Below are 21,606 nucleotides of genomic sequence, written 5' to 3'. Positions count from 1 at the left end.
CTCCTTGTAGCCCGCATACCCCGGGTTGATGCTCATCGAATTGAATATGTACTGCGTGAACTGGATGTTCTGCTGGGCGCGCAGTGCAAAGGGCGCGCCTGCCGCCAGTATCCATATGATTACCTTTTTGTATCTCATCGTTTCCCTATTTCCTTTTTAATACAACCCAGCCTTTTTCAACCTGCTTAGTGTTTCCCTTATGCAGCGTCAGTACATAATAATACGTGCCTTCCGGGATATCCCCACCGCCCCACGAGTTGTCGTAGTCGTTGTGGCGGTAGATCTCGTTGCCCCAGCGGTTGAAAACCACCACCTCGGCCTTGTCGAAACCTTCCATGCCGATGATTTCAAACCGGTCGTTCAGACCGTCACCGTTCGGGGTGAAGATGTTGGCAATCTTCAGCGGATTGGCCGCAACGGTGATGGTCACTTCGGCGGGTTCGCTCCAGTTGCCCCCGCTGTCTTTTACGCGGTAGCTGAACCGGTCCCCGCCCACATATCCCGTTGCAGGGATATAGGTGACCGTACCGTCAGTGTCGATGCTTACCGTGCCGTGCTGCGGCCGGGTCACGATCTCGACCGATCCCGCATCCAGCGGATGGGTGCCCGCCGCGTCGTTGGCCAGCACCGGAATGACCAGCGCTTTGTTCGAGTACCCCGTCCCCGCATCGGCAACCGCCCGCGGCGGATGGACCGGTGATACCGATGCCTCGCTTTCATTGTTGCCGGCATCCGGGTCATCCTCGTTACCGCTCACCTCCGCGCGGGTCACGTAGTCGCCTTCCCCGTTTACTACGGCCGTGATCCGCAGCGTCCGGCTTTCGCCGACGGCAAGGTCACCGACCGCCCAGACACCCGGTTCTTCGTCATATGTACCACGTGATACTTCCGCAGCTACAAACGTGTACCCCGATGGCAGTTTACTAAGTACCGCCACACCGGTGGCATCGTCAGGCCCTGTATTGCTCACCTCGATGGTGAACTCGACCTGTTCCCCGGCCATCGGCGATGCGTTGTCAACCGATATGGCGACCGTCAGGTCCGGAATACGCTCATCATCGTCCGCAATAGTAACCATTGCGCTGTTTGCGGTGCCGATGGTAACGGGGATACCGGGAGAAGAGGCCTCCGAGAGGGTTACAATCACCGTCTCAACAGACTCTGATAAGTCATCATCCAGGATGGTTACCGGCACCACAACGCTATTGTCACCTGTCTTAATCACCGCTGTGCCGCTAAGGGCGGCGTAGTCATCACCAGCCATCGCCGTGCCGTCCACGGTATAGGTGACCGTTACGTCCTCGGATACGGTTATGCCTGCGGGCAGGCTGATTATGAAGCCGCCGTCCGTGCCCGGCTCGGCAGCATCCGCTGTTTTATCGATGGTGAGCGCCAGGTTCGAAGGCACCGTGCTTTCATCGTCTGTGATGTTCACCGTCGCGCTGCCCGTGCCCGTGAAGGTGAAGCCCGCGCTGCTGCCGCCGGTGAGCGTAGCGATGACCGTTTCGGCCGGTTCGATCACCTGATCGTCCACGACCGTTACCGGAATGGCGACACCGTTCCGGCCCGCCGGGATCACCGCCGTGCCGCTAAGGGCGGCGTAGTCATCGCCCGCAATCGCCGTGCCGCCCACCGTATAGGTTACCGTTACGTCTTCCGATACGGTTATGCCCGCGGGCAGGCTGATCGTGAATGCACCGTCCGTGCCCGGCTCGGCAGCATCCGCTGTTTTATCGATGGTGAGCGCCAGGTTCGAAGGCACCGTGCTTTCATCGTCGGCGATCTCCACCGTCGCGCTGCCCGTGCCCGTGAAGGTGAAGCCCGTGCTGCTGCCGCCTGCAAGCGTGGCGATGACCGTTTCCGTCGCCTCGATCACCTGATCGTCCACGACCGTTACCGGAATGGCGACACCGTTCTGACCCGCCGGGATCACCGCCGTGCCGCTAAGGGCGGCGTAGTCATCGCCCGCCATGGCCGTGCCGTCCACGGTATAGGTTACCGTTACGTCTTCCGATACGGCTATGCCAGCGGGCAGGCTGATCGTGAATGCACCGTCCGTGCCCGGTTCGGCAGCATCCGCTGTTTTATTGATGGTGAGCGCCAGGTTCGAAGGCACCGCGCTTTCATCGTCTGTGATCTCCACCGTCGCGCTGCCCGTGCCCGTGAAGGTGAAGCCCGCGCTGCTGCCGCCTGCAAGCGTCGCGATGACCGTTTCGGCCGGTTCGATCACCTGATCGTCCACGACCGTTACCGGAATGGCGACACCGTTTTGGCCTGCAGGGATCACCACAGTGCCACTAAGGGCGGCGTAGTCATCGGCCGCCATCGCCGTGCCGTCCACGGTATAGGTGACCGTTACGTCCTCCGATACGGTTATTCCTGCGGGCAGGCTGATTATGAAGCCGCCGTCCGTGCCCGGTTCGGCAGCATCCGCCGTTTTATCGATGGCAAGCGCCAGGTTCGAAGGCACCGCGCTTTCATCGTCTGTGATCTCCACCGCCGCACTGCCCGTGCCCGTGAAGGTGAAGCTGGCGCTGCTGCCGCCGGTTAGCGTAGCGATGACCGTTTCCGTCGCCTCGATCACCTGATCGTCCACGACCGCTACCGGAATGGCGACACCGTTCTGACCCGCCGGGATCACCGCCGTGCCCGTAAGGGCGGCGTAGTCATCGCCCGCCATCGCCGTGCCGTCCACGGTATAGGTTACCGTTACGTCTTCCGATACGGTTATGCCCGCGGGCAGGCTGATCGTGAATGCACCGTCCGTGCCCGGCTCGGCAGCATCCGCTGTTTTATTGATGGCAAGCGCCAGGTTCGAAGGCACCGTGCTTTCATCGTCGGCGATCTCCACCGTCGCGCTGCCCGTGCCCGTGAAGGTGAAGCCCGTGCTGCTGCCGCCTGCAAGCGTGGCGATGACCGTTTCCGTCGCCTCGATCACCTGGTCGTCCACGACCGTTACCGGAATGGCGACACCGTTTTGGCCTGCAGGGATCACCGCAGTGCCGCTAAGGGCGGCGTAGTCATCGCCCGCAATCGCCGTGCCGCCCACCGTATAGGTTACCGTTACGTCTTCCGATACGGTTATGCCCGCGGGTAGGCTGATGGTGAATGCACCGTCCGTGCCCGGCTCTGCGCCGTCCGTTGTACCGGCAATGCTCAGCTCCAGGTTCGAAGGCACCGCGCTTTCATCGTCGGTGATCTCCACCGTCGCGTTGCCAATGGCCGTAAAACTGAAATTCGCGCTCGCAGCATCAGTAAGGGTGACGATTACCCTTTCCGTTAATTCAAGAATATGATCGTCCGTTACGATAACCGGAATGCGTACACTGTTTTGCTCGGCGGGAACAATCACGGTTCCTGAAAGTGCGGCGTAGTCTTCATCACCTGTGGCCGTACCCGAGACGGTGTAATGCACCGTAATATCCTCCGCTACGGTCACGCCTGTCGGCAAGCTGACCGTAAACTCCCCGTCTGTACCCGGTTCCCCACCATCTGCTGTTTTCCGAATGCTCAACTCGAGGTTCGCCGGTATATTGTCATCGTCAACAATGTCCAAGGTTGCACTGCTGCCACCGGCAAAAGTAAAGCTGGCGCTGCTGCCACCGGTCACGCCGACAATTACGGTCTCAATGCTTTCAATCACCTGATCGTCTATTACAGTCAACGGGATATCTACGCTATTATCTCCGGCGGGGATCACCACTACGCCGGGAAGTTGGATATAATCCTGGCCGCCGACCGCCGTGCCGGTGACGGAATAATTTACCGTGATGTCTTCCGTTGCGGTCAAACCGGCCGGAAGTGCGATATTAAATGCCCCATCGGTTAAAGGCTCCGCCGCGTCCGCGGTTTTCGTCACATTCAGCACCAGATTTTCCGGTGCATTGTCGTCGTCCATGATTTCGACCGTCGTACTGCCCGTACCGGTGAAGGTAAAGCTGGTACTGCTGCCCCCCGTCAGGGTCATGACAACGGTTTCCGTGCCTTCTATCAGTTGATCATCGACGACTGCCACCGGCATGTTGACCCGGTTTCGCCCTGCGGGAATCATCGCCGTGCCCGAAAGGACCACGTAGTCATCGCCCGCAGCGGCGGTACCACCGGTGGAATAATTTACGGTTACATCTTCGGATACCGTTATACCGGTTGGTAAGCTGATCGTGAAGCCGCCGTCCGTACCCGGCTCGGCACCGTCGGCCGTTTTGCTGATGGTAAGCACCAGGTTCGCAGGCACCGCACTGTCATCGTCGGCGAAGTCCACCGTCGCGCTGCCCGTGCCCGTGAAGGTGAAGCTGGCGCTGCTGCCGCCGGTGAGCGTGGCGATGACCGTTTCGGTCGGTTCGATGAGCTGGTCATCCGTGACCTCTACGGGGATGGTGACAGTTTCCTGACCTGCGGGAATCACCGCCGTGCCCGTAAGGCCGACGTAGTCATCGCCCGCGGTGGCCGTGCCGCCCACCGTATAGGTGACCGTTACGTCCTCGGATACCGTGATGTCCGTAGGCAGGCTGATCCTGAAGCCGCCGTCCATGCCCGGTTCGGCAGCATCAACTGTCTTGCTGATGGTAAGCTCAAAGTTTGCCGGCACCGTGCTGTCATCGTCGGCGATGTCCACCGTCGCACTGCTTGTACCCGTGAAGGCGAAGCTGCTGCTGCTACCGCCAGTGAGCGTGGCGATGACCGTCTCGGTCGGTTCGATGAGCTGGTCATCCGTTACCTCCACGGGGATGGCGACAGCGCCCTGACCCGCGGGGATCACCGCCATGGCCGTGAGGGCGACGTAGTCATCGCCCGCCGTGGCCGTGCCACCAACCGTATAACTGACCGTTACGTCCTCGGATACGGTAATGCCCGTGCGCAAGCTGATCGTAAAGCCGCCGTCTGTGCCCGGTTCGGCAGCATCAGCTGTTTTGCTGATGGTAAGCTCCAGGTTCGAAGGCACGGTGCTTTCATTGTCGGCGATTTCCACCGTCGCGCTGCCCGTGCCCGTGAAGGCGAAGCTGGTGCTGCTGCCGCCTGACAAGGTCAGCACAACCGTTTCGGTCGGCTCCATCACCTGGTCGTCCACAACCGTTACCGGAACGGTGACACCGTTTTGCCCGGCTAAAATCGTGATTGCGCCGGCAATCGCCATGTAGTCATCGCCTGCAGTGGCGGTACCACCGACGGTATAATTTACGGTTACATCTTCGGATACTGTTATACCCGTCGGCAGGCTTACCCTGAAGGCACCATTGGTGCCGGGTTCCGCAGCGCCAGACGTAATCTGTACGCTTACGACCAGGTTGCTTGCCACATTATCGTTATCCGCAATATGCGCCGTTGCCTCGCCCTCAGTGGGGCTGGCGGTGAATGCGATTTTGCCCGCCTTGCCGTCTACAATCGTCAGCACGACGGTTTCAGTGTTTTCGATCATTTGGTCATCGATCACGGGAACCGTTACCGTTACGCTGTTTTGTCCTGCGGGGATTACCGCCGAAGTACCGATGTCCGTGTAATCCACGTTTGAGGTGGCTGTTCCGCTTACGGTATAATTCACCGTAAGGTCCTCTGCTGCAGTTATCCCGGCAGGCAGGCTGATGGTAAAGAGGCCATCGGTACCCGATTCTGCTGCTTCAATGGTTGTTTCCACACTCAGTACGCGGTTTTCGGGGAGATCGTCGTTATCGGCAATGTTCGCCGTGGCCGTGCTCGCAGCAGGATCAGCGGTAAAAGCAAAGCTGGCAGATGAAGCGTCGGTGATGGTAAGGATCACCGTTTCGGTACCTTCTATGATCAGGTCGTCTACAACGTTGCCAATCGAAGCTGTGGCGAAGCCCGGCGAAATTACCGCCGTGCCACTGAAATGGGTCGAAGAGAGACCATTATAATCGGTCCCCTTCACCGCAGTACCCCCTATTGTATAATTAACCGTTACCGCCTCCGAAGACGTTATTCCATCAGGAAGCGTGAAGTAAAACCTCAACGCACTGCCGCCTTCAGCCGCGTCACCGAGTTTGGTTACTTTTACCATCCGGTTGGCCGGTGTATTATCATCGTCAATAATATTAACCATGGCTTGGTATTCCGTTGCGTCACGGGTATACGTGAAGCCGTTACCGTCGGTTCCTGCAACCGGGGCACCCAAAGTAAGGATGGCTGATTCCGTGTTTTCAATAACTTTATCATCAATCACTGTAAGCGGTATGACCACACTGTTCTGGTAGGCGGGCAGCGTTATCGTGTTCACGGTGTAATCCGTATTGCGGACAGCGGTGCCGCTCATCGCATAACTTAGCGTGATGTCGGCGGCAGCACTGTAACCATCCGGCAAACTGACGGTATAGCTGCCATTCTTGTTCGGTTCGGCGCCATCTGTCGTCGCCGCTACGCTCAATATCCGATTGTCGGCAATAGCATCATTGTCGTCGATATTGATCGTTATCTGGTCATTGTCAGGATCAGGCCGGAAAATAAGACCGTTTCCTGCCCCATCGGTCGCACTGCCGGAGAGCAACGTAAAGATTACGGTTTCCGTAGGCTCGATCACCATGTCATCCCGTACATCGAGATTCACGGTTACGCTGTTCGTATTTTCCGCTATGACGATCGTTCCGATCTGGTAGTCTACGCCGGATGTGGCAGTACCGGAGAGTTGGTAGCCGACGGTGATCGGCCAGGCAGATTGAGCACCGGCTAATTGTACGGTGAAGGAAGCACTGGTTGATGGTTCAGCCCCGTTTGTGCCGCTGATTACTTGCAGCTGTGCGCCTTCGTCGTCAACGACGTCAATGATATTCACCACCGCACCGTTCGAAGCCGGATCTATCGTAAATGCATGAGAGCTTGACGTCGCGGTGCCAAGATTGAGTATGACATCTTCCGGCCCTTCGACAACGTCGTCAGGCTCGGCATCAACCTCGATAAATACCTCATTTACCCCTGCGGGTATGACAATGTCGCCGTCAGTCAACCCATCTAACACATAGTCATCAGCATTCGTCGCCATACCGGCAAGGCTGAAGGTGATCACCACGTTTTCCGAACTGGTGACGCCCGGCGGGAAGGAGATCCGGTATTGTCCGTTGTCGCCGCCTTCGACGGCATCTGAAACTTTGGTCAGCAAGACCACCTGGCTGTTGGCATCAAAATCATCGTCTGCAATCTCCGCGGTGGCACTGCCATCGGTGGAGCTGACCGTGTAGCTGAGGTTGGCGGAAGTGCCACCCGTTAAGGTAACGATCACCGTTTCCGTACTTTCAATGGTATTATCATCCATTACGTTCAACGGGACTTGCACACCGTTCTGGCCGGCAGGAATCGTCGCTGTCGCCGGAATCACGGCGAAGTCAGATCCGGCGGTTGCGGTTCCCGACACGTTATAGCTAACGGTAACATCTTCCGATGCCAGTACACCGGTTGGCAGACTGATCAAGAAAGCACCCGGGGTTGCAGGTTCTGCGGCATCAGCCGTTTTGGTGATGCTTAGTACGCGGTTGGCCGGGGTGTTTTCGTCATCCGCGATATTCACCGTGGCATTTCCAGCAATGGTGCTGGCCGTAAATGCAAATGAGGCCGAGCTTCCATTGTTTATCGTTAATATCACCGTTTCATCCGCTTCCATGAGGCCATCGTCCGTAACGGTAACCGGTATGACCACACCGTTATCCCCTGCGGGTATCACGGCCGTGCTCGCAATGGTGGAATAATCGGTTCCGTTTGATGCAGTACCGCTTATGGTATAATTCACGGTAACCGATTCTGAAACGGTAATGCCTTCCGGAAGACTGATCGTAAACGAACTGTGGGTAGCCGGCTCAGCGGCGTCGCCGTCGGCGATGACGCTCAGTGTCCGGTTAGCATCCGTGTCGTCGTTGTCGGTCAAGGGCACGTTCATGCTGCCTTGGGTGGCGTTGGGCGCAAAATTGCCGATGGTGGCCGTCGTGCCGCCGGTCAGCGTTACAATCACGTTCTCCGTCCCTTCTATGATCCTGTCGTCCACCGGTCTCACCAGAATGTCAACATTTTCCTGGCCTGCAAGCAATACCGCGGTGCCGCTCAATGGGTTTGAACTCTGATTAGTGTAGTCCACGCCATTAATGGCGGAGCCGCTCAGGGTATAGTTAATGGTGATGTCTTCCGATGCCCGCATGTTCCCGGGCAGCCTGATGCGGAAGTATGCCGGGAAAGGTCCTTCGCGCAGTTGCGAAACAAGCGATACATGTAGCTCCCGCGCGAATGTCGTGTTATCATCCGCAATTTCTACCGTGGCGCTGCCATTGGTGGCACTGAGGGTATACGTGTAGTCGGCGCCCGTTGCGCTGTTCAGCGTAACCAATACCGTTTCCGTGCCCTCAAAAAGCATATCGCTGGCTACAATCACCGGCAAGGCGACACCGTTTTGCCCGGCGGGGATAACCGCGGTGCCACTTAACGCTGTGTAGTCGGCAGTACCTGCCGTGCCGCCGACGGTATAAGTCACGGTAATATCCTCTTCAGCCGATACACCTGTGGGCAGGCCGATCCAGAAGCCACCGTTAGTGGAAGGTTCCTGCGCGTCGGCTGTTTTGGTAACGCTCAGCTCGCGTTTGGTAGCCGAGAATCCATCCACCGTTACCGTGGCGGTAACGGATGCCGTACAGCCGTCATCGTTGGTCACCGTATAGGTGATCGCTGCCGTGCCGTCGGATACGCCGGTTACCACGCCGCTGGCATCGACAGTCGCTACGGCCGTGTTGCTGCTTGACCACACGCCATCCGGTGTCGTGCTGGAAAGGGTGGTGGTTTCGCCTTCAAAGATGTCAAGTGTGCCCGTGATGGCATCGACTTCGGGCAGCGGATTTACCGTGATGGTCATCTGCTGGCTTCCGGTACAGCCCTCGTCGTTGGTCACCGTATAGGTAATGGTGGCGGTTCCGGGGGCAATCCCCGTTACCACCCCGGTAGCCGCATCAACCGTGGCTATGGCCGCATCGCTGCTGCTCCAGACACCCCCTTCCGTAACACTCTGCAACGTTGTCGTACTTCCGACGCACACCGCGTCAGCGCCGGTGATCGGCTCTACGGTTACCGTGCTTTTGGTAATCACAATATCACCGGATATGCTGCAGCCGTCAGGGTATTGTACGATTACGCTGTAGGTGCCAGCATCGGTGACGGTCAGCGTGTTTTCGGTGCTGCCGTCGCTCCACAAATACGTGGCCGAAGGGCCGGCAAAGAACCCCTCTGTATTCAACACAATGGGGAATCCATCGGCACAGACGGTACGGTCGGGGCCAAAACCGGTGATGGTGGCCGAGTTGTCGTAGGGTGCAATATCCCAGTTCACGTTTTCGCCTACGCTAAGGTCAACCGAATGTTCCCGGGCCTTGAAGGGTGTACTACCCGCCGCAGTAATCCGGCTTAGCCGGATATAATCAAAATCCACCGTGCCGTTCGTTTTGGTGACGGTGGCGTTTGACGACGTCGAGGAGCTGATGATCTGCGTGGGGTTACAGGGCGTACCGCTACCGTACCAGGCGTCGTTGATGGTCGTATTAGTGCCTGCCGCGAAGGTATATATCTTGCCGGGTGCAAAGATGAGCGTATCAATGCTATTACCGGTTCCCGCGATGTAGCCCCTTCCCAGAAATTCAAGGCGGTTGATCGTATTGCCTTCGCGGATGTATGCCTGTGATGAGGTACCGGAATGGCTAAATAGCAAGTCGTCAATCGTGGCGTTACTGATATACATATTGTCATCGGTACCAGTTGTCACTTCCACGTTGCCATATACGCCCGTGTTAACCCGGAAGAGGTTCGCTTTTATTTGGGAGCCCTCGGCCAGAACCGTCGTAGCGGCACCCATGGCATACCATCCGCCGTTGATGGTGGCATTGGTAATATTCAAATGGGTTGGATTCGCGGTACTGTTATCGGTGATCCAGGCCACGGTGACGGTACGGCCGCTGAAGTCGATGCCGCCGCTGCGCACATCCAGGTTCGTGTTTACATTGTTAAAGTCGTCCGTGAGCGTTACCGTACGGCCGTCCGGCTTGTTGATGGCGAAATCGAAATTGCCCAGCTCCGCACCGTTAGAGGTAATGGTGCTGTTGTCCGGGCCGGTGAAAAGCACCGTAGGCCCGGAGCTAAGGGGTGTATTCATCGTGACTGCCGGATTCATCACCAAGTTGCCCCATATCTCCAGGTTGAAGGACGCACTTTTTGTAAAAGTCGGCGCGAAGCCCGCTCCTGTCCAGTTCATATTGCGGCAATAGGCATGCCCCTGGCTGATGGTGACCTCGCTGCTGCCGCTGGTAAAGCTGTTGGCGTCAAAAAACACGTCATTGTCTACGGTAGGCACGCAGGCTCCGCCAGGTCCGCCCGGTGTGGTAGACCAATGCTCAGCTTCGTTCCAGTCGCCGCTGCCCCCAACCCAGTATCGGGGGCCACCGGCGGAAGCCGTAAAGTCAAAACCCGAATTGCCACCTGCATCGGCACCAGTAACGACAACCGGAACACCGGTTCCGGTAGCGGCCATATTCTGCAGCAGCACATTCTGGATGACTTTGGTTGAAGCTGGCCCGAAATTGAGCGTGGCGCTCGTACCGGCCACCCCTCTCATCTCCCCAAGGCCGGAACAGTCCGGGTTATTGTAGCTAAAGAGACCGTTTATGGTTTGGGTATTCCTGATAATGTAATTGCGAGATGGGGCCAGCAACAGGTTGGTGATGGTGTTGTTTCCGCGTATTTCCGCCGCCCCCTTAAATTCAACTGTACCGATCGTATTATTGCCGCCAATTGCGATGGTCGTCGGAGTAAGGCCGGTATCGGTAAACAACAGCTCTTCAATCGTAGCGTTACGGATGTCCACGTCAGTGCCAGCCGCGCCACAATGCACTTTCGGATAGGTAAGTCCATTGGTCAGGAAACGGGTTTTTGCAATGATAAACGAACCTGCTCCATCATTCACCCACGTGCAGTTACTGGAGTTTGCCTGCCATTCATATTCCAGGGTAATCGTTGAATTGGTGATGTCCAATGTCCGGACACCGGCAGATCCGATGCTAACCCGAGAAATATGCAATGTCCGATTGGGCATCAGCAACTTGCCGGAATTATGAAAGATAGCGAAATCCGGATGCGTGATATCGTCCATTAAGGTTATTCCGCCGTTCGCACCGGTTCTTTCAACACGGAAAACTGGAGTACCTAAATTGAAGCCATTGGCCGTCAATTCGCCGGCTTCGGTCCCTTTAAACGAAATGTTGCCGTATGCCGTCAGCGTGGGGTCCAACACCAGGGAGCCGTATAGCTCGAGAATTTTACCCCGATTGTCGAATGTCGGAGCGCCTGTAAGATTGGTCCAGGTCATGTTGTGGCACCAGGCGGTACCTGCTGTCGCCGTAACCGTATTGTCGCCTGCCGTGAAACCGCTTCGTTCGTCAAATACGACATCATCCCCGGTGAATGGCACGCAATAACCGCCGTCACCGCCGCTGGTAGCGGACCAGTGGTCTATATCGTTCCAGTCGCCCGCGCCGCCTACCCAGTACAGCGTCCGGCCTGTTGTGCGCGGCTGAATATCCCATCCCGTGTTGCCGCCCCCGTCGGCGCCGGTGACCGTAATGGGTAACGGAATACTGCCAGCGGCGGCCAGGTTGGTCAATAGTACATTTTGTACGTCCACCACTGCGCCGGGCCCAAAGGTAATGGTGGTCCCGACGGATCCGGAGCCGGCATAAAGCTGTGACAACGCATTACAGTCGGGCGTATTGGCGTGCAGCGATCCGGTGATCGTATTATTGCCCACGAACACGAATCCGGGATTGCTGGGCGCAATGAAAAGGTCTTTAATCACGTTGCCCCCGCCTGCCAGCGCGCCGCCGCCCTTGAATTCCAGGCGGTCTACGGTATTATTCGCACCAATCCGCGATGTGGCGGCGGCCGCTGTGGTACTGGTAAAGGTCAGTTCGCCGAAGGTGGTGTTGTTAATCACCATTTGCGAACTGCTCGGCGCGGTCACGTCCACCTTAGGGAACGTGAAACGGTCCGACTGGAACAACAACGCACTGATGTAGGAATTTGTGGTGTTGATGGTGTTGTTTGTGCCCCGGTAATCCCAGGTACCGGCCAAGGTCAGCGTGGCATTGCTGATATCCACGCTTCTTTCATTATTATTATTCCCAGTAAAGTTTGAGAAGCTGTGCGTAAAATCAGACATATCCAGCGTCCCGGCCGTCAGGGTTATTGTAGTGACAACCAGCTCTGCTGGGATACCATCCAGCAGCGTAAGGGAAGAGCCGGGCTTATTGACCGTGATGGGATTATACCATCCGGAAGACGGATGCCTGCCGGCACCGTTCATCTTCAACGTTGCGGGGGTGCTTCCCATGAACGTTATACCTTGGGTACCGTACCGAACCGAAGCGGCCAGCTCCAAATTTCCATAAACGTATAAAGGTTGGCCTCTGTTGATTAAGCCGGCCGAAACGGTCACCCCCACCCAACTCATGTTACGGCAATATGCCGGGCTGGTGGTAGGTAGATCGATGTTATCGCCATTTGCCAGCCCGCTGTTGGCATCAAAATACACGTCGTCATTCAGGTTGGGAATGATCGAATGATCCGGAGCGCCGCCAGAGGTTTTAGACCAGTGGTTTATATCGCTCCATGAACCCGCGCCACCTACCCAATAATAATCAGCAGCCTTAAGTTGAACAATAAGAAAAAGGGAAAGACACGCAAGTAGAATTCTTTTCATGGTAAATTAGTATCTGTCTGGTAGAAGGATCTTTTTGACCGTAACAAAAGTATCTGAATGCAATCCTTGGAACAATCGTTCTCTTTGGAAATTTAGATAGAGAAAATCACCTAATTTACCTCGAAAATTTTCTACCCTGACATGCTATGTGTCACCCCGGATTCGGAAAACGATGGCTCGACCGGCGCTCTCGGCGGACTTCCCGGCGATGGGGTCAAAATACCCCAAATTGTATCGATACTACACATAAAATAACGTACACGTTCATACTAAACCTTATTGCGTGCCCTTCTGACGATTATTATGCACAAAGCGCCCGCAAAGCAAACAATTTGGTATAAAATTTGACGGACATAAGCGCTTCTACTTGAAAAACACATTTACCACTTGCAATTGCCTTGGAAACAATACAATTACATCTATCTATATGATTAAACAATTTTGCCTACGCCGTAGAGCCTATGTGCTTTCCTTGTTCGTTTTATTGGTCTTTGGTGCCTGCACAAAAGACAGAGCCCGCATGGCTGCGAAAGTCGAGTCGATTGAATCACCGACAACATTAGCCGAGCCATTCCTGTACGGCTCCAATATGGGGTATTACCAAGGTTGGTCCGATGTACAGTTGGCCGAACTGTTGATCGGTAACCCCGAAAAGAATATCGCGGGTGCGGGAGTAAACAGCCTACGGCCCGCTCTGTATGATCATTTTGTGCAACGGTGGGGTTATGACATCCGCGTTGGTGCTTTTAAAAAATACCAGCAACTGGGCGGGAAAGATCATACCATCTTTCTTAACGGTCCTGCCGATGCACACCGCGATCAAACAAAGTACTGCAATAACGTACAGTCGAAGACGTTTGCTAACCTGTACAAACCCATATGGAATTCCGATGGAACAGTCAATGCAGACAACTACTACGCCAACTATGTCTACAACGTTGTAAAGACCTATGGCCCTTACGCGAAATATTGGGAGGTTTGGAACGAACCGGATTATACCAGCAACTGGCGGGCCACCCAAACGTGGACACAGACGGATCCCAACCCCTGCGACCTGTCCAACTTTGCTGCACCCATCCAGTCATATGTGCGGATGCTCCGGATCACCTATGAAATTGTTAAGGAGCTGGATTCCGATGGCTTGGTCTGCGTGGGTGGCTTGGGCTACCCTGGTTTTTTAGACGCCATTTTGCGCAACACCGATAACCCCGACGGTGGAAGTGTTAACGCCAACTACCCCAAAAAAGGAGGCGAGTGGTTCGATTGCCTAAGTTACCACGTATATCCGATGTATTATTTGGGAGACAATCCTAATTCAGATGCAGCTGCCAAAGCTTTAATCAACCACAAGGCCGATTTTCAGGCCGTGTTGGACCGCTATTCCTACGACGGCACTACCTATCCAAAAAAAGCATTTATTGTCACGGAGAGTAACGTCCCACGCAAAACCGTCGACGGATACATTGGAAGTGACGAAATCCAGCGCAACTATCTAATCAAGGCTGCCGTCGTTGCACAAAAGGCAGGCATCAGCGCACTATACATTTATGGCCCAGCAGAAAGTAAGCCGCTGGCCCAGGCTACCAGTCCTTATCAGGCGATGGGACTCTATCAAAACATATCGGCAGGTCCCTATCAGGCAACGATAACACCGGGTGGTATGGCTTGGCGCACCGTAGGCACGTTATTGGGCTCCCGGCAATACGATCCGGCGGCAACTGCCGAGCTGCAATTGCCCGCCAACATCGATGGCGGAGCTTTCTATTCCGCTGCCGACGAAGATTACATCTATGTACTGTGGGCAAAAGCCAATGGCGCGTCGGAGGATGCGTCGGCGGAGTACACGTTTCCGACCTCGCTTTCCATTAAGAGCGCCACCCAATTCGACTGGCAGCAAAAGGAAAAAAATGTAACAGGCACAGTTTCAGTAACCGGTTCGCCTGTATTTATCAAGCCTTAAGTTATTCTCTGCTTCGTTGACCCTCGGTGCGTTATAGCGCACCGAGGCCTCTTAATTCCTGTATTGCAGGACTCCTTGAATTGTTTTTTTTTCTAATTTTACAAAAATTTTCTATCCAATGATTATAGCTTTTGCTTTCTTAAGCGTTCAACGATTGTATAATTTGCCGTAACGTGTATAATTTTGTCAACCTTGTCCAGAAAGTTTTCATTTCACTCATCGGCGTGCTCATCGCCTTTCATTACACCCGAGCTACGGACAATCCGTATATCCTTAACCATTACACGGATGAGCACAATCTCCCCCAAAACAGCATCAAAGGAATTGGCCAAGACAATCTGGGTTTTGTCTGGTTGATTACTGAAAAAGGGCCGGTGCGGTATGACGGCGAAGGCCGGTTCAAGACCTTTGACAGCTTGTCGCAATCAATGAAGTCCATTCGGATGGCTGCCCTCTACAAAGGTGACCGTTTCGATGACTTAATCGCCAAAAGCGAACACGGTGAGACGGTACTATTGAAAAATGGCACAGCAACGACCCTTCGGAGCGGTAATGACATCATCAGCAGCCTTTCATCACGATACAAGGACAATATCTTTTTTAATTTATCCCTGCCATCGCCCTACTCACAGTACCATAATGAATATGTATTTATCCCGGACGGATCGGAAGGCGGCTTCTTGATATCGCAAGATTCCATTTCGCACGTTACCAACCGCGGCAATCCGTCAACCGCTCGCTATTTCCCCAATGAGGGTCATTGGAATTTCGCTAGTGATCACGGAAAACTGATCTACTTTAATCAAACGCTTGAATACGTCGAAATTGGCGGCGACCTTACTATCAAAAAGGGAAAAATTTCGGGCGATGCAAGCAAACTGCCTCCCCATACGCGTTTTAAAATTCTTTGGAATTCCTCTTCAGATCAACTTTTTATTTACACAACGTATAACCTGTACCGCTTATCGCGAGATGAGAATGGGGGGTTACACAGCCAGCTACTCATCAGTGGCTTCGACTTTGATAAGCAAAACATCATTACGGCCCACGATATGCCCAAACAAAACCAACTGCTGCTGGGAAGTGGTACCAAAGGTTTGTTTGTGTTTAAAAAGCGCTTCTTCAAATCGCTCGTGGCGGACGATGCCTATTCGAACCTGTATTACAACCAGACCTTGTTGCCCAATGGGTTGTTGCTCACGGATAATGGAATGGCGTTTGATTCCACCGGTCATTTCCGTTTCGCCCCACCGTTGCATCTACACCAATTTCAACATGGACAAATCATCGGACCGGATGGAAATGTCTGGATTTTGAGAAACGACAATGTTTTAGTTGCCGCGCCCGGCCTTGATCGTATCGTCGAGATCAAGCCATTTCCGGCGCTACCCCGCGTGGCATTCTATGACGACTCGAATCAGTTTTGGATCGGCGGTGGAAAGGGTGCGCTACTTAAATACGATGCTAAAAATGATACGTTCTGCGAACAAGCCACATTCTCCGGCTCAATCAACAACCTCGAACAAAAAAACAAAGACGAACTTTTTGCAAGCACATTCGACCGACTTTATATCTTCAACAAGGTGACCCGTACCTGGTCGGAAATCCCACAGTTCCGAAACAAGCAGATCCGCAGTATCCGAAATGAGTCCGATCAACGGTATTGGATCACTACTTATCAACACGGCTTTTATCTCTATGAAGATGGGCAGATTACCAGTTTTCCCCTCGACCAAAATCTTTACCTGTCCACTTCCCATTGCACCCTCGAAGACCGAAATGGGTTTATTTGGATAAGCACCAACAAAGGATTGTTTAAAGTGAGCAAGCGACAATTGCTGGACTATAAGAATGATCGAAGAAAAACGCCTTTCTATTTTTACTACAATAAGCAATGGGGATTCCAAACAAACGAATTCAACGGTGGATGCCTACCCTGTGCCATTGAACTTCCCAATGGCAGCTTCTCGTTTCCGTCGCTGGATGGCCTCGTGCAGTTCAACCCACTGGCTATTACCGAAGAATTTCCGTCTGGAAAAATCATACTCGACGACATCGTCCTAGACGACAAGTCGCTTGCAATAGAAGATGTCATACACATCCCGCACCATTTCTCCCGGTTAGATATCAAATTGGCTGCGCCTTTCTATGGAAATCCTAACAACATTCAGATTGACTATATGTTGTACAATAAGCGGCGAACAACAGGCAATTGGGTTCCGCTTAATCTTCTAAACAACACGTTATCCATAAACGAACTATCGTCCGGAGATCACGAGGTGAGGGTACGAATACGCAATGGCATCAATTCAGATGATTTCCATGTTGAAACGTTCCGTTTTTATGTGCAACCGCTATTTTACGAAACCTGGTGGTTCATCGGTCTTTCCTGTATTGCTATCAGCGGCGTGATTTGGTTAGTTATCTACTTGCGCACACAGTTCGTACTCCGACAGAACCGGCTATTGGTCGAAAAGGTAAATGAACGCACCAATGAACTGACGAAACAATACGAGTGGCAGCAACGCCTCTCCGCCTCAATTACCCATGATATCAAGGCTCCGCTTAGTTATGTGGTCAAAGCACTATATGCCATGAAGTCCGTCGCAGGTAAACAAACCATTGCGCCGGAAGATATTGAACACCTATACCATTCTACTCACCACATCTATCATTATTCCAACAACCTCACTGAGCTTGCCAAAGTGATGTTTACCAAAGTAGGACTCAAGTTTGGCGACGTGTACGTAGACGAAATTGTTGAAAGACAGATCACGATTTTCCAGCCTGTCGCAGATTTACGTGGTAACCTGATACACAACAGCGTTCCTCCTAAAACGTCCATCCGTTCCCAGGCAGACATCCTCTCTGTGATCATTCACAACATCCTTGACAACGCTATCAAGTTTACCAAGCGCGGCAAAATCAGCATTTATTCCGAAATAAAACAGGATAATCGCATATCACTGTGTGTCGCTGACACTGGTGTCGGCCTTACGCCAGATCAAATAACCCATTTTCATCAGGCAGCACACGTCACCAAAGAAGCAGTGCGCAACGGAGACAATAACGGATTGGGGCTGATGTTAGCAAAAGATATGGCCAATCTGATTCAGGCCGAAATATCGATCCGAAGCACGCGAGGAAAGGGTACGACAGTCATCATCACGTTACCTCATACAGCCTGAATTTGTCAATGAGTTCTTTGACATTTCGCACCCCCAATTTGTCGTAAATCTTCGCCTTATAAGTACCCACGGTAGAAGTGTGTATAAATAACATTTCGGCTACTTCTGTCACACCCTTTCCCTGCGCCAACAGCCGACAGACTTCCAACTCCCTGTTTGAAAGGTCTTCAAGGGGATTAACGGTCGCAACAGATCCGAGGTTCAGCCTGCTTTGCAGCAAGCTGTCTTTGAGCCCTGGGCTTAGGTACTTTTTGCCGTGTAAAATGGTATCAAGTGCCGTCTTGATTTCATTTTCGCTGCTATCTTTTTGTAAATACCCGTTGGCACCCAGATCAATGTAACGAAGCGCATATACCAGCTCATCTGAGGCAGAATGCATCAAAATACGCACATCTCGTTGGATATCTCGTATCATTTTAATCATTTGCAAGTTATTTCCTCCCGGAATATCGATATCCAGGATGATAATATCGACGGGGTTTCCTGACGTCAATAAATGCAACAAATCTTGCATATCATCAATGAGGGATACAAAACTTTGGGGCATCCATTCATAAACGATGTACTTCATCCCCACCCTGACGGAACTATGATCGTCAACAATAGCAACGTGAATAGACATATAACGGTTCTTTCAAGAGAATATGGTAAACGTATTCATTTCATTCACAAATATATGATGAAAAGAAACGCTATTGCCAATAATACAGGAAAAAATTCGTTACCACGATCAATATTCCAATACCGTTACCTCCGTGCGTCGATTAGCTTGATGTTTTTCGCGAGAGCAGGGTACCCCATTGCCGCAGTCGTTGACTAGCCGCGTCTCGCCGTAGCCTTTGGCCACCATCCGCCCGCGGCCAATGCCTCGGCTCACCAAGTAATCCACTGCCGCCTGCGCGCGCCGCTGCGAGAGCGCTTCGTTATACGAATCACTGCCGCGACTGTCGGTGTGACTGGACAGTTCAATCTTCAGCGTCGGGTATTCCTCAAGAATCGCCACCAGCTCATTCAGCACCCGCGCCGCGTCCGGGCGGATGTTGTGTTTATCAAAGTCGTAATAGATGTTCTTCAGCTCAAAGGTCTTCCCTACTTCAAAATGCGGATCCAGCAACAGTGCAACATCCAGCGTGTCTGAACGTACGATTCCAACGGTGGTCACATTTGCAGAATCGCCTTTGTATTTGGCTTTTTCACCAACCACACGATAAGACTTACCGCGCTCAAGTTCAAACTCGAAACGGCCGCTCCCATCGCTCAGCTTGCGGCCTACGATTTCTCGCTCTCCGTCAAACAGCGTAACCGAAACCTCTGCCAGCCGATCTCCCGTCTTACGGTCTGAAGCGGTACCCTGCAGAATGATGATAATCTTCGGCTTGCCCATCACAAACGAATAGATGTCATCTCCGCCTTTGCCTCCTTGCCGGTTCGAGGACAGGTAGCCCATCACCCGTTCCTCATCATCCGCCGTGGTCAGGTAAGCGAAATCATCCCCCGGTGAGTTGACCGGATGACGCAGGTTCTCCGGACGGCTCCAGGTTCCCTTTCTTCCTTCTGAACGAAACACGTCCAGCCCTCCCATCCCGGCAAAGCCATCGCTTGAGAAATACAGCGTACCTCCGGGGCCGATGTTCGGGAACAGCTCATCACCTGTACTGTTCACCATGGCCCCAGCATTCACCGGATCTTCCCAGCTGCCGTCCGCACGGCGCTCACTATACCAGATATCTGTGCCGCCCTGACCGCCCGGCATGTCGCTCACGAAATAAAGCGTCGTTCCGTCAGTGCTCAGCGCAGCATGGCCCACCGAATACTCTTTTACATTATTGTAGGGGAACGGCTCAACGTTCCACGAGCCATCTGCATTATGTGTATGGATATACAGTTCCAACTTCTGCGTCAGGTATCTTCTGCGGTGTTCTTTCGCCTTGGCACCGTCTTTACCAGGATAGGTGCGGGTAACAAAAAGCGTATTCCCATCCGCGGAGGCCGCGACCGGTCCGATATGGTAGCTTCCGTCGTTCACCTGATCCCGCGCCACACGTGCCCCACTCAGCGCGTTGTCCGTACCGCGCGCGGCCGTGTACACCCGCAGATATGAGCGGCCTGTCCAGCCGTACTGTCTGTTATCCCCTTCCGGCTCACCCGCATAGTACACCGAATCACCTACAGGAAACGCCGAGAATTCAGACAGCGCCGTGTTTACCGCCTCGTTGCGCAACTCGTGTGCCGTGGGCGATGAAAGCCACGCCAGCGCCGAGTCGCAGCCGGCGATCTGAATGGCCACTTCCTCGCGATTCCCTGCACGCTTCGCGTAAGTCTCCAACTGCTGCTTAGCCTCCCCATATTTACCGTTTGATTTCAGCACTTCCGCATACTGTAGCAACAGCGCGTCTTTGGCTTCGCCATCTGCCACGATCCGACCGTACCACCGTTCGGCTGCCGCGTAGTCATCCATCTGAAGGTAGCAGTATGCCAGCCGCTCAAGGTCCTCCAGCCGCGGCTTTTTACGCCCTGCAAGCTTTTCGTATAGCGTCGCCGCATTCGCGTACTCGTATCGGTTGTACAGTTCCGCAGCCTTTTGCCGCAGATCCGGCTGTTCTTGGCCCAGCACCGGGGACACCCAAAGCAACAGCACCGGCAATAGGATCGCGGTAGCACAAATCTTTGTCAGTATTCTTTTTTCCATAGCTATATTCCACTTATCAGACTAAAAAAAACGCGGGCTCAACAGGCGCCGATCCTTGCGCCCGAAGGTGATACCCAGTGTCACTTCATGCGACCCGTTCTGTACGCTGCTCAGTTGGCTAAGAATGTGGTCATATGAATAGCCGATCCTGAGCGAGGGAACGATGTAAAGCTGGGTAATCGCTGATACCGAATTCCGTCGGTTCAGCGAATTGCCTGTGAAACGCTCGTAATCCTTTCTGAAAACCGTAACACCCGTGCGCCATCCGCCACCGATCCAAAAACGGTCTCCAAACACGAACATTGCGTTCACATCAACACTCGTCGGTCCCTTGAAATCCTCCTTCACCAGTAGGCTCGGACGCAGGCGGGTTCCGGGGCTTAGATTGAACAGCATACCCCCCATGAAATATAGATGCCGCCTACGACGGATGTTATCCGTCGTTGTATTATCCCACCGGAAGATGTTGTTGCTTTGGTCGCCAGACAGCAGGTCCATTACTGAGACGCCCGCGTACCACCGCGGATTGTAATAGTACATCCCGAAACGGACGTCCGGAACGAAGTTGTTGATCCGGCTCGCCGGAACGATGGGATCCCCTGGGTTGATCGCATCCAGCACCGACCCGTCAAGTCCATATTGCGTGGCGCCGACACCGACGCCGAAACTCAGCCGCTGCGTGTCCTCCTCGTTCAGCCGCAGCCGGAACGCATAATTTGCGTAGACCGACGTTGCCGACTGCGGACCCAGCTCATCGGCGGTGAACTGGACTCCAAGGCCGTGGCGCTTGCCTTGCAACGGGTCCAGTAGCCCGTCAACCGACAGCAGGGCTGTTTGCGGCGCGCCGTCGAGTCCCACCCATTGGCTCCGCATTCCCAGCTGCCCAAACCACTCCTCCTTGTAGCCGGTGTAGGCCGGGTTCACGCTCATCGAATTGAAAATGTACTGCGTGAACTGGATGTTCTGCTGAGCCCGGGCGGCCATTGATATACCGATCATGCCGGCCAGCAAGTAGATATGTGCGTTGCGTTTCATCTTCTGATCTTCT

The 21,606-nt window shown here is 53.8% G+C and carries 7 protein-coding genes; 2 read left to right on the top strand and 5 right to left on the bottom strand.

Annotated features, from left to right (window positions below):
* Together ACFQRK_RS23370 and ACFQRK_RS23365 are read right to left on the bottom strand one after the other, a co-directional pair.
* Positions 1-138, bottom strand: a 138-nt coding sequence (locus ACFQRK_RS23370) for a type IX secretion system membrane protein PorP/SprF (RefSeq protein WP_379010805.1), incomplete at its 3' end; no start/stop codon positions are given.
* A gap of 7 nt (positions 139-145) precedes the next feature.
* On the bottom strand, positions 146-12,721 hold the full coding sequence (locus ACFQRK_RS23365) for a Calx-beta domain-containing protein (protein WP_379010803.1): 12,576 nt from the start codon (positions 12,719-12,721) through the stop codon (positions 146-148).
* Between the two features lie 427 nt (positions 12,722-13,148).
* On the opposite strand from ACFQRK_RS23365, the gene ACFQRK_RS23360 reads away from it, so the two are divergent.
* Complete coding sequence (locus ACFQRK_RS23360) at positions 13,149-14,681, top strand: hypothetical protein (RefSeq protein WP_379010801.1); 1,533 nt, start codon at positions 13,149-13,151, stop codon at positions 14,679-14,681.
* Between the two features lie 173 nt (positions 14,682-14,854).
* On the top strand, positions 14,855-17,869 hold the full coding sequence (locus tag ACFQRK_RS23355) for an ATP-binding protein (protein WP_379010800.1): 3,015 nt from the start codon (positions 14,855-14,857) through the stop codon (positions 17,867-17,869).
* On the opposite strand, the gene ACFQRK_RS23350 is transcribed toward ACFQRK_RS23355, so the two are convergent.
* The 3 genes from ACFQRK_RS23350 to ACFQRK_RS23340 all read right to left on the bottom strand — a co-directional run bounded on the left by ACFQRK_RS23350 (position 17,847) and on the right by ACFQRK_RS23340 (position 21,593).
* Positions 17,847-18,491: a response regulator gene (locus ACFQRK_RS23350; RefSeq protein ID WP_379010798.1), complete on the bottom strand. Its 645-nt coding sequence runs from the start codon at positions 18,489-18,491 to the stop codon at positions 17,847-17,849. The genes ACFQRK_RS23355 and ACFQRK_RS23350 overlap by 23 nt on opposite strands.
* A gap of 108 nt (positions 18,492-18,599) precedes the next feature.
* The gene (locus ACFQRK_RS23345) at positions 18,600-20,558 is read right to left on the bottom strand and encodes an OmpA family protein (protein ID WP_379010797.1); all 1,959 of its coding nucleotides are present in this window, start codon (positions 20,556-20,558) and stop codon (positions 18,600-18,602) included.
* 21 nt (positions 20,559-20,579) lie between these two features.
* Positions 20,580-21,593 carry a type IX secretion system membrane protein PorP/SprF gene (locus ACFQRK_RS23340; RefSeq protein ID WP_379010795.1) on the bottom strand — a complete coding sequence of 338 codons (1,014 nt, stop codon included), beginning with the start codon at positions 21,591-21,593 and terminating at the stop codon, positions 20,580-20,582.
* Positions 21,594-21,606: the final 13 nt, after the last annotated feature.

It is taken from the genome of Parapedobacter sp. GCM10030251 (genome assembly GCF_042666505.1).
In the GTDB taxonomy this organism is placed as follows: domain Bacteria; phylum Bacteroidota; class Bacteroidia; order Sphingobacteriales; family Sphingobacteriaceae; genus Parapedobacter.
This window is presented reverse-complemented; position numbering and strand designations above follow the sequence as displayed.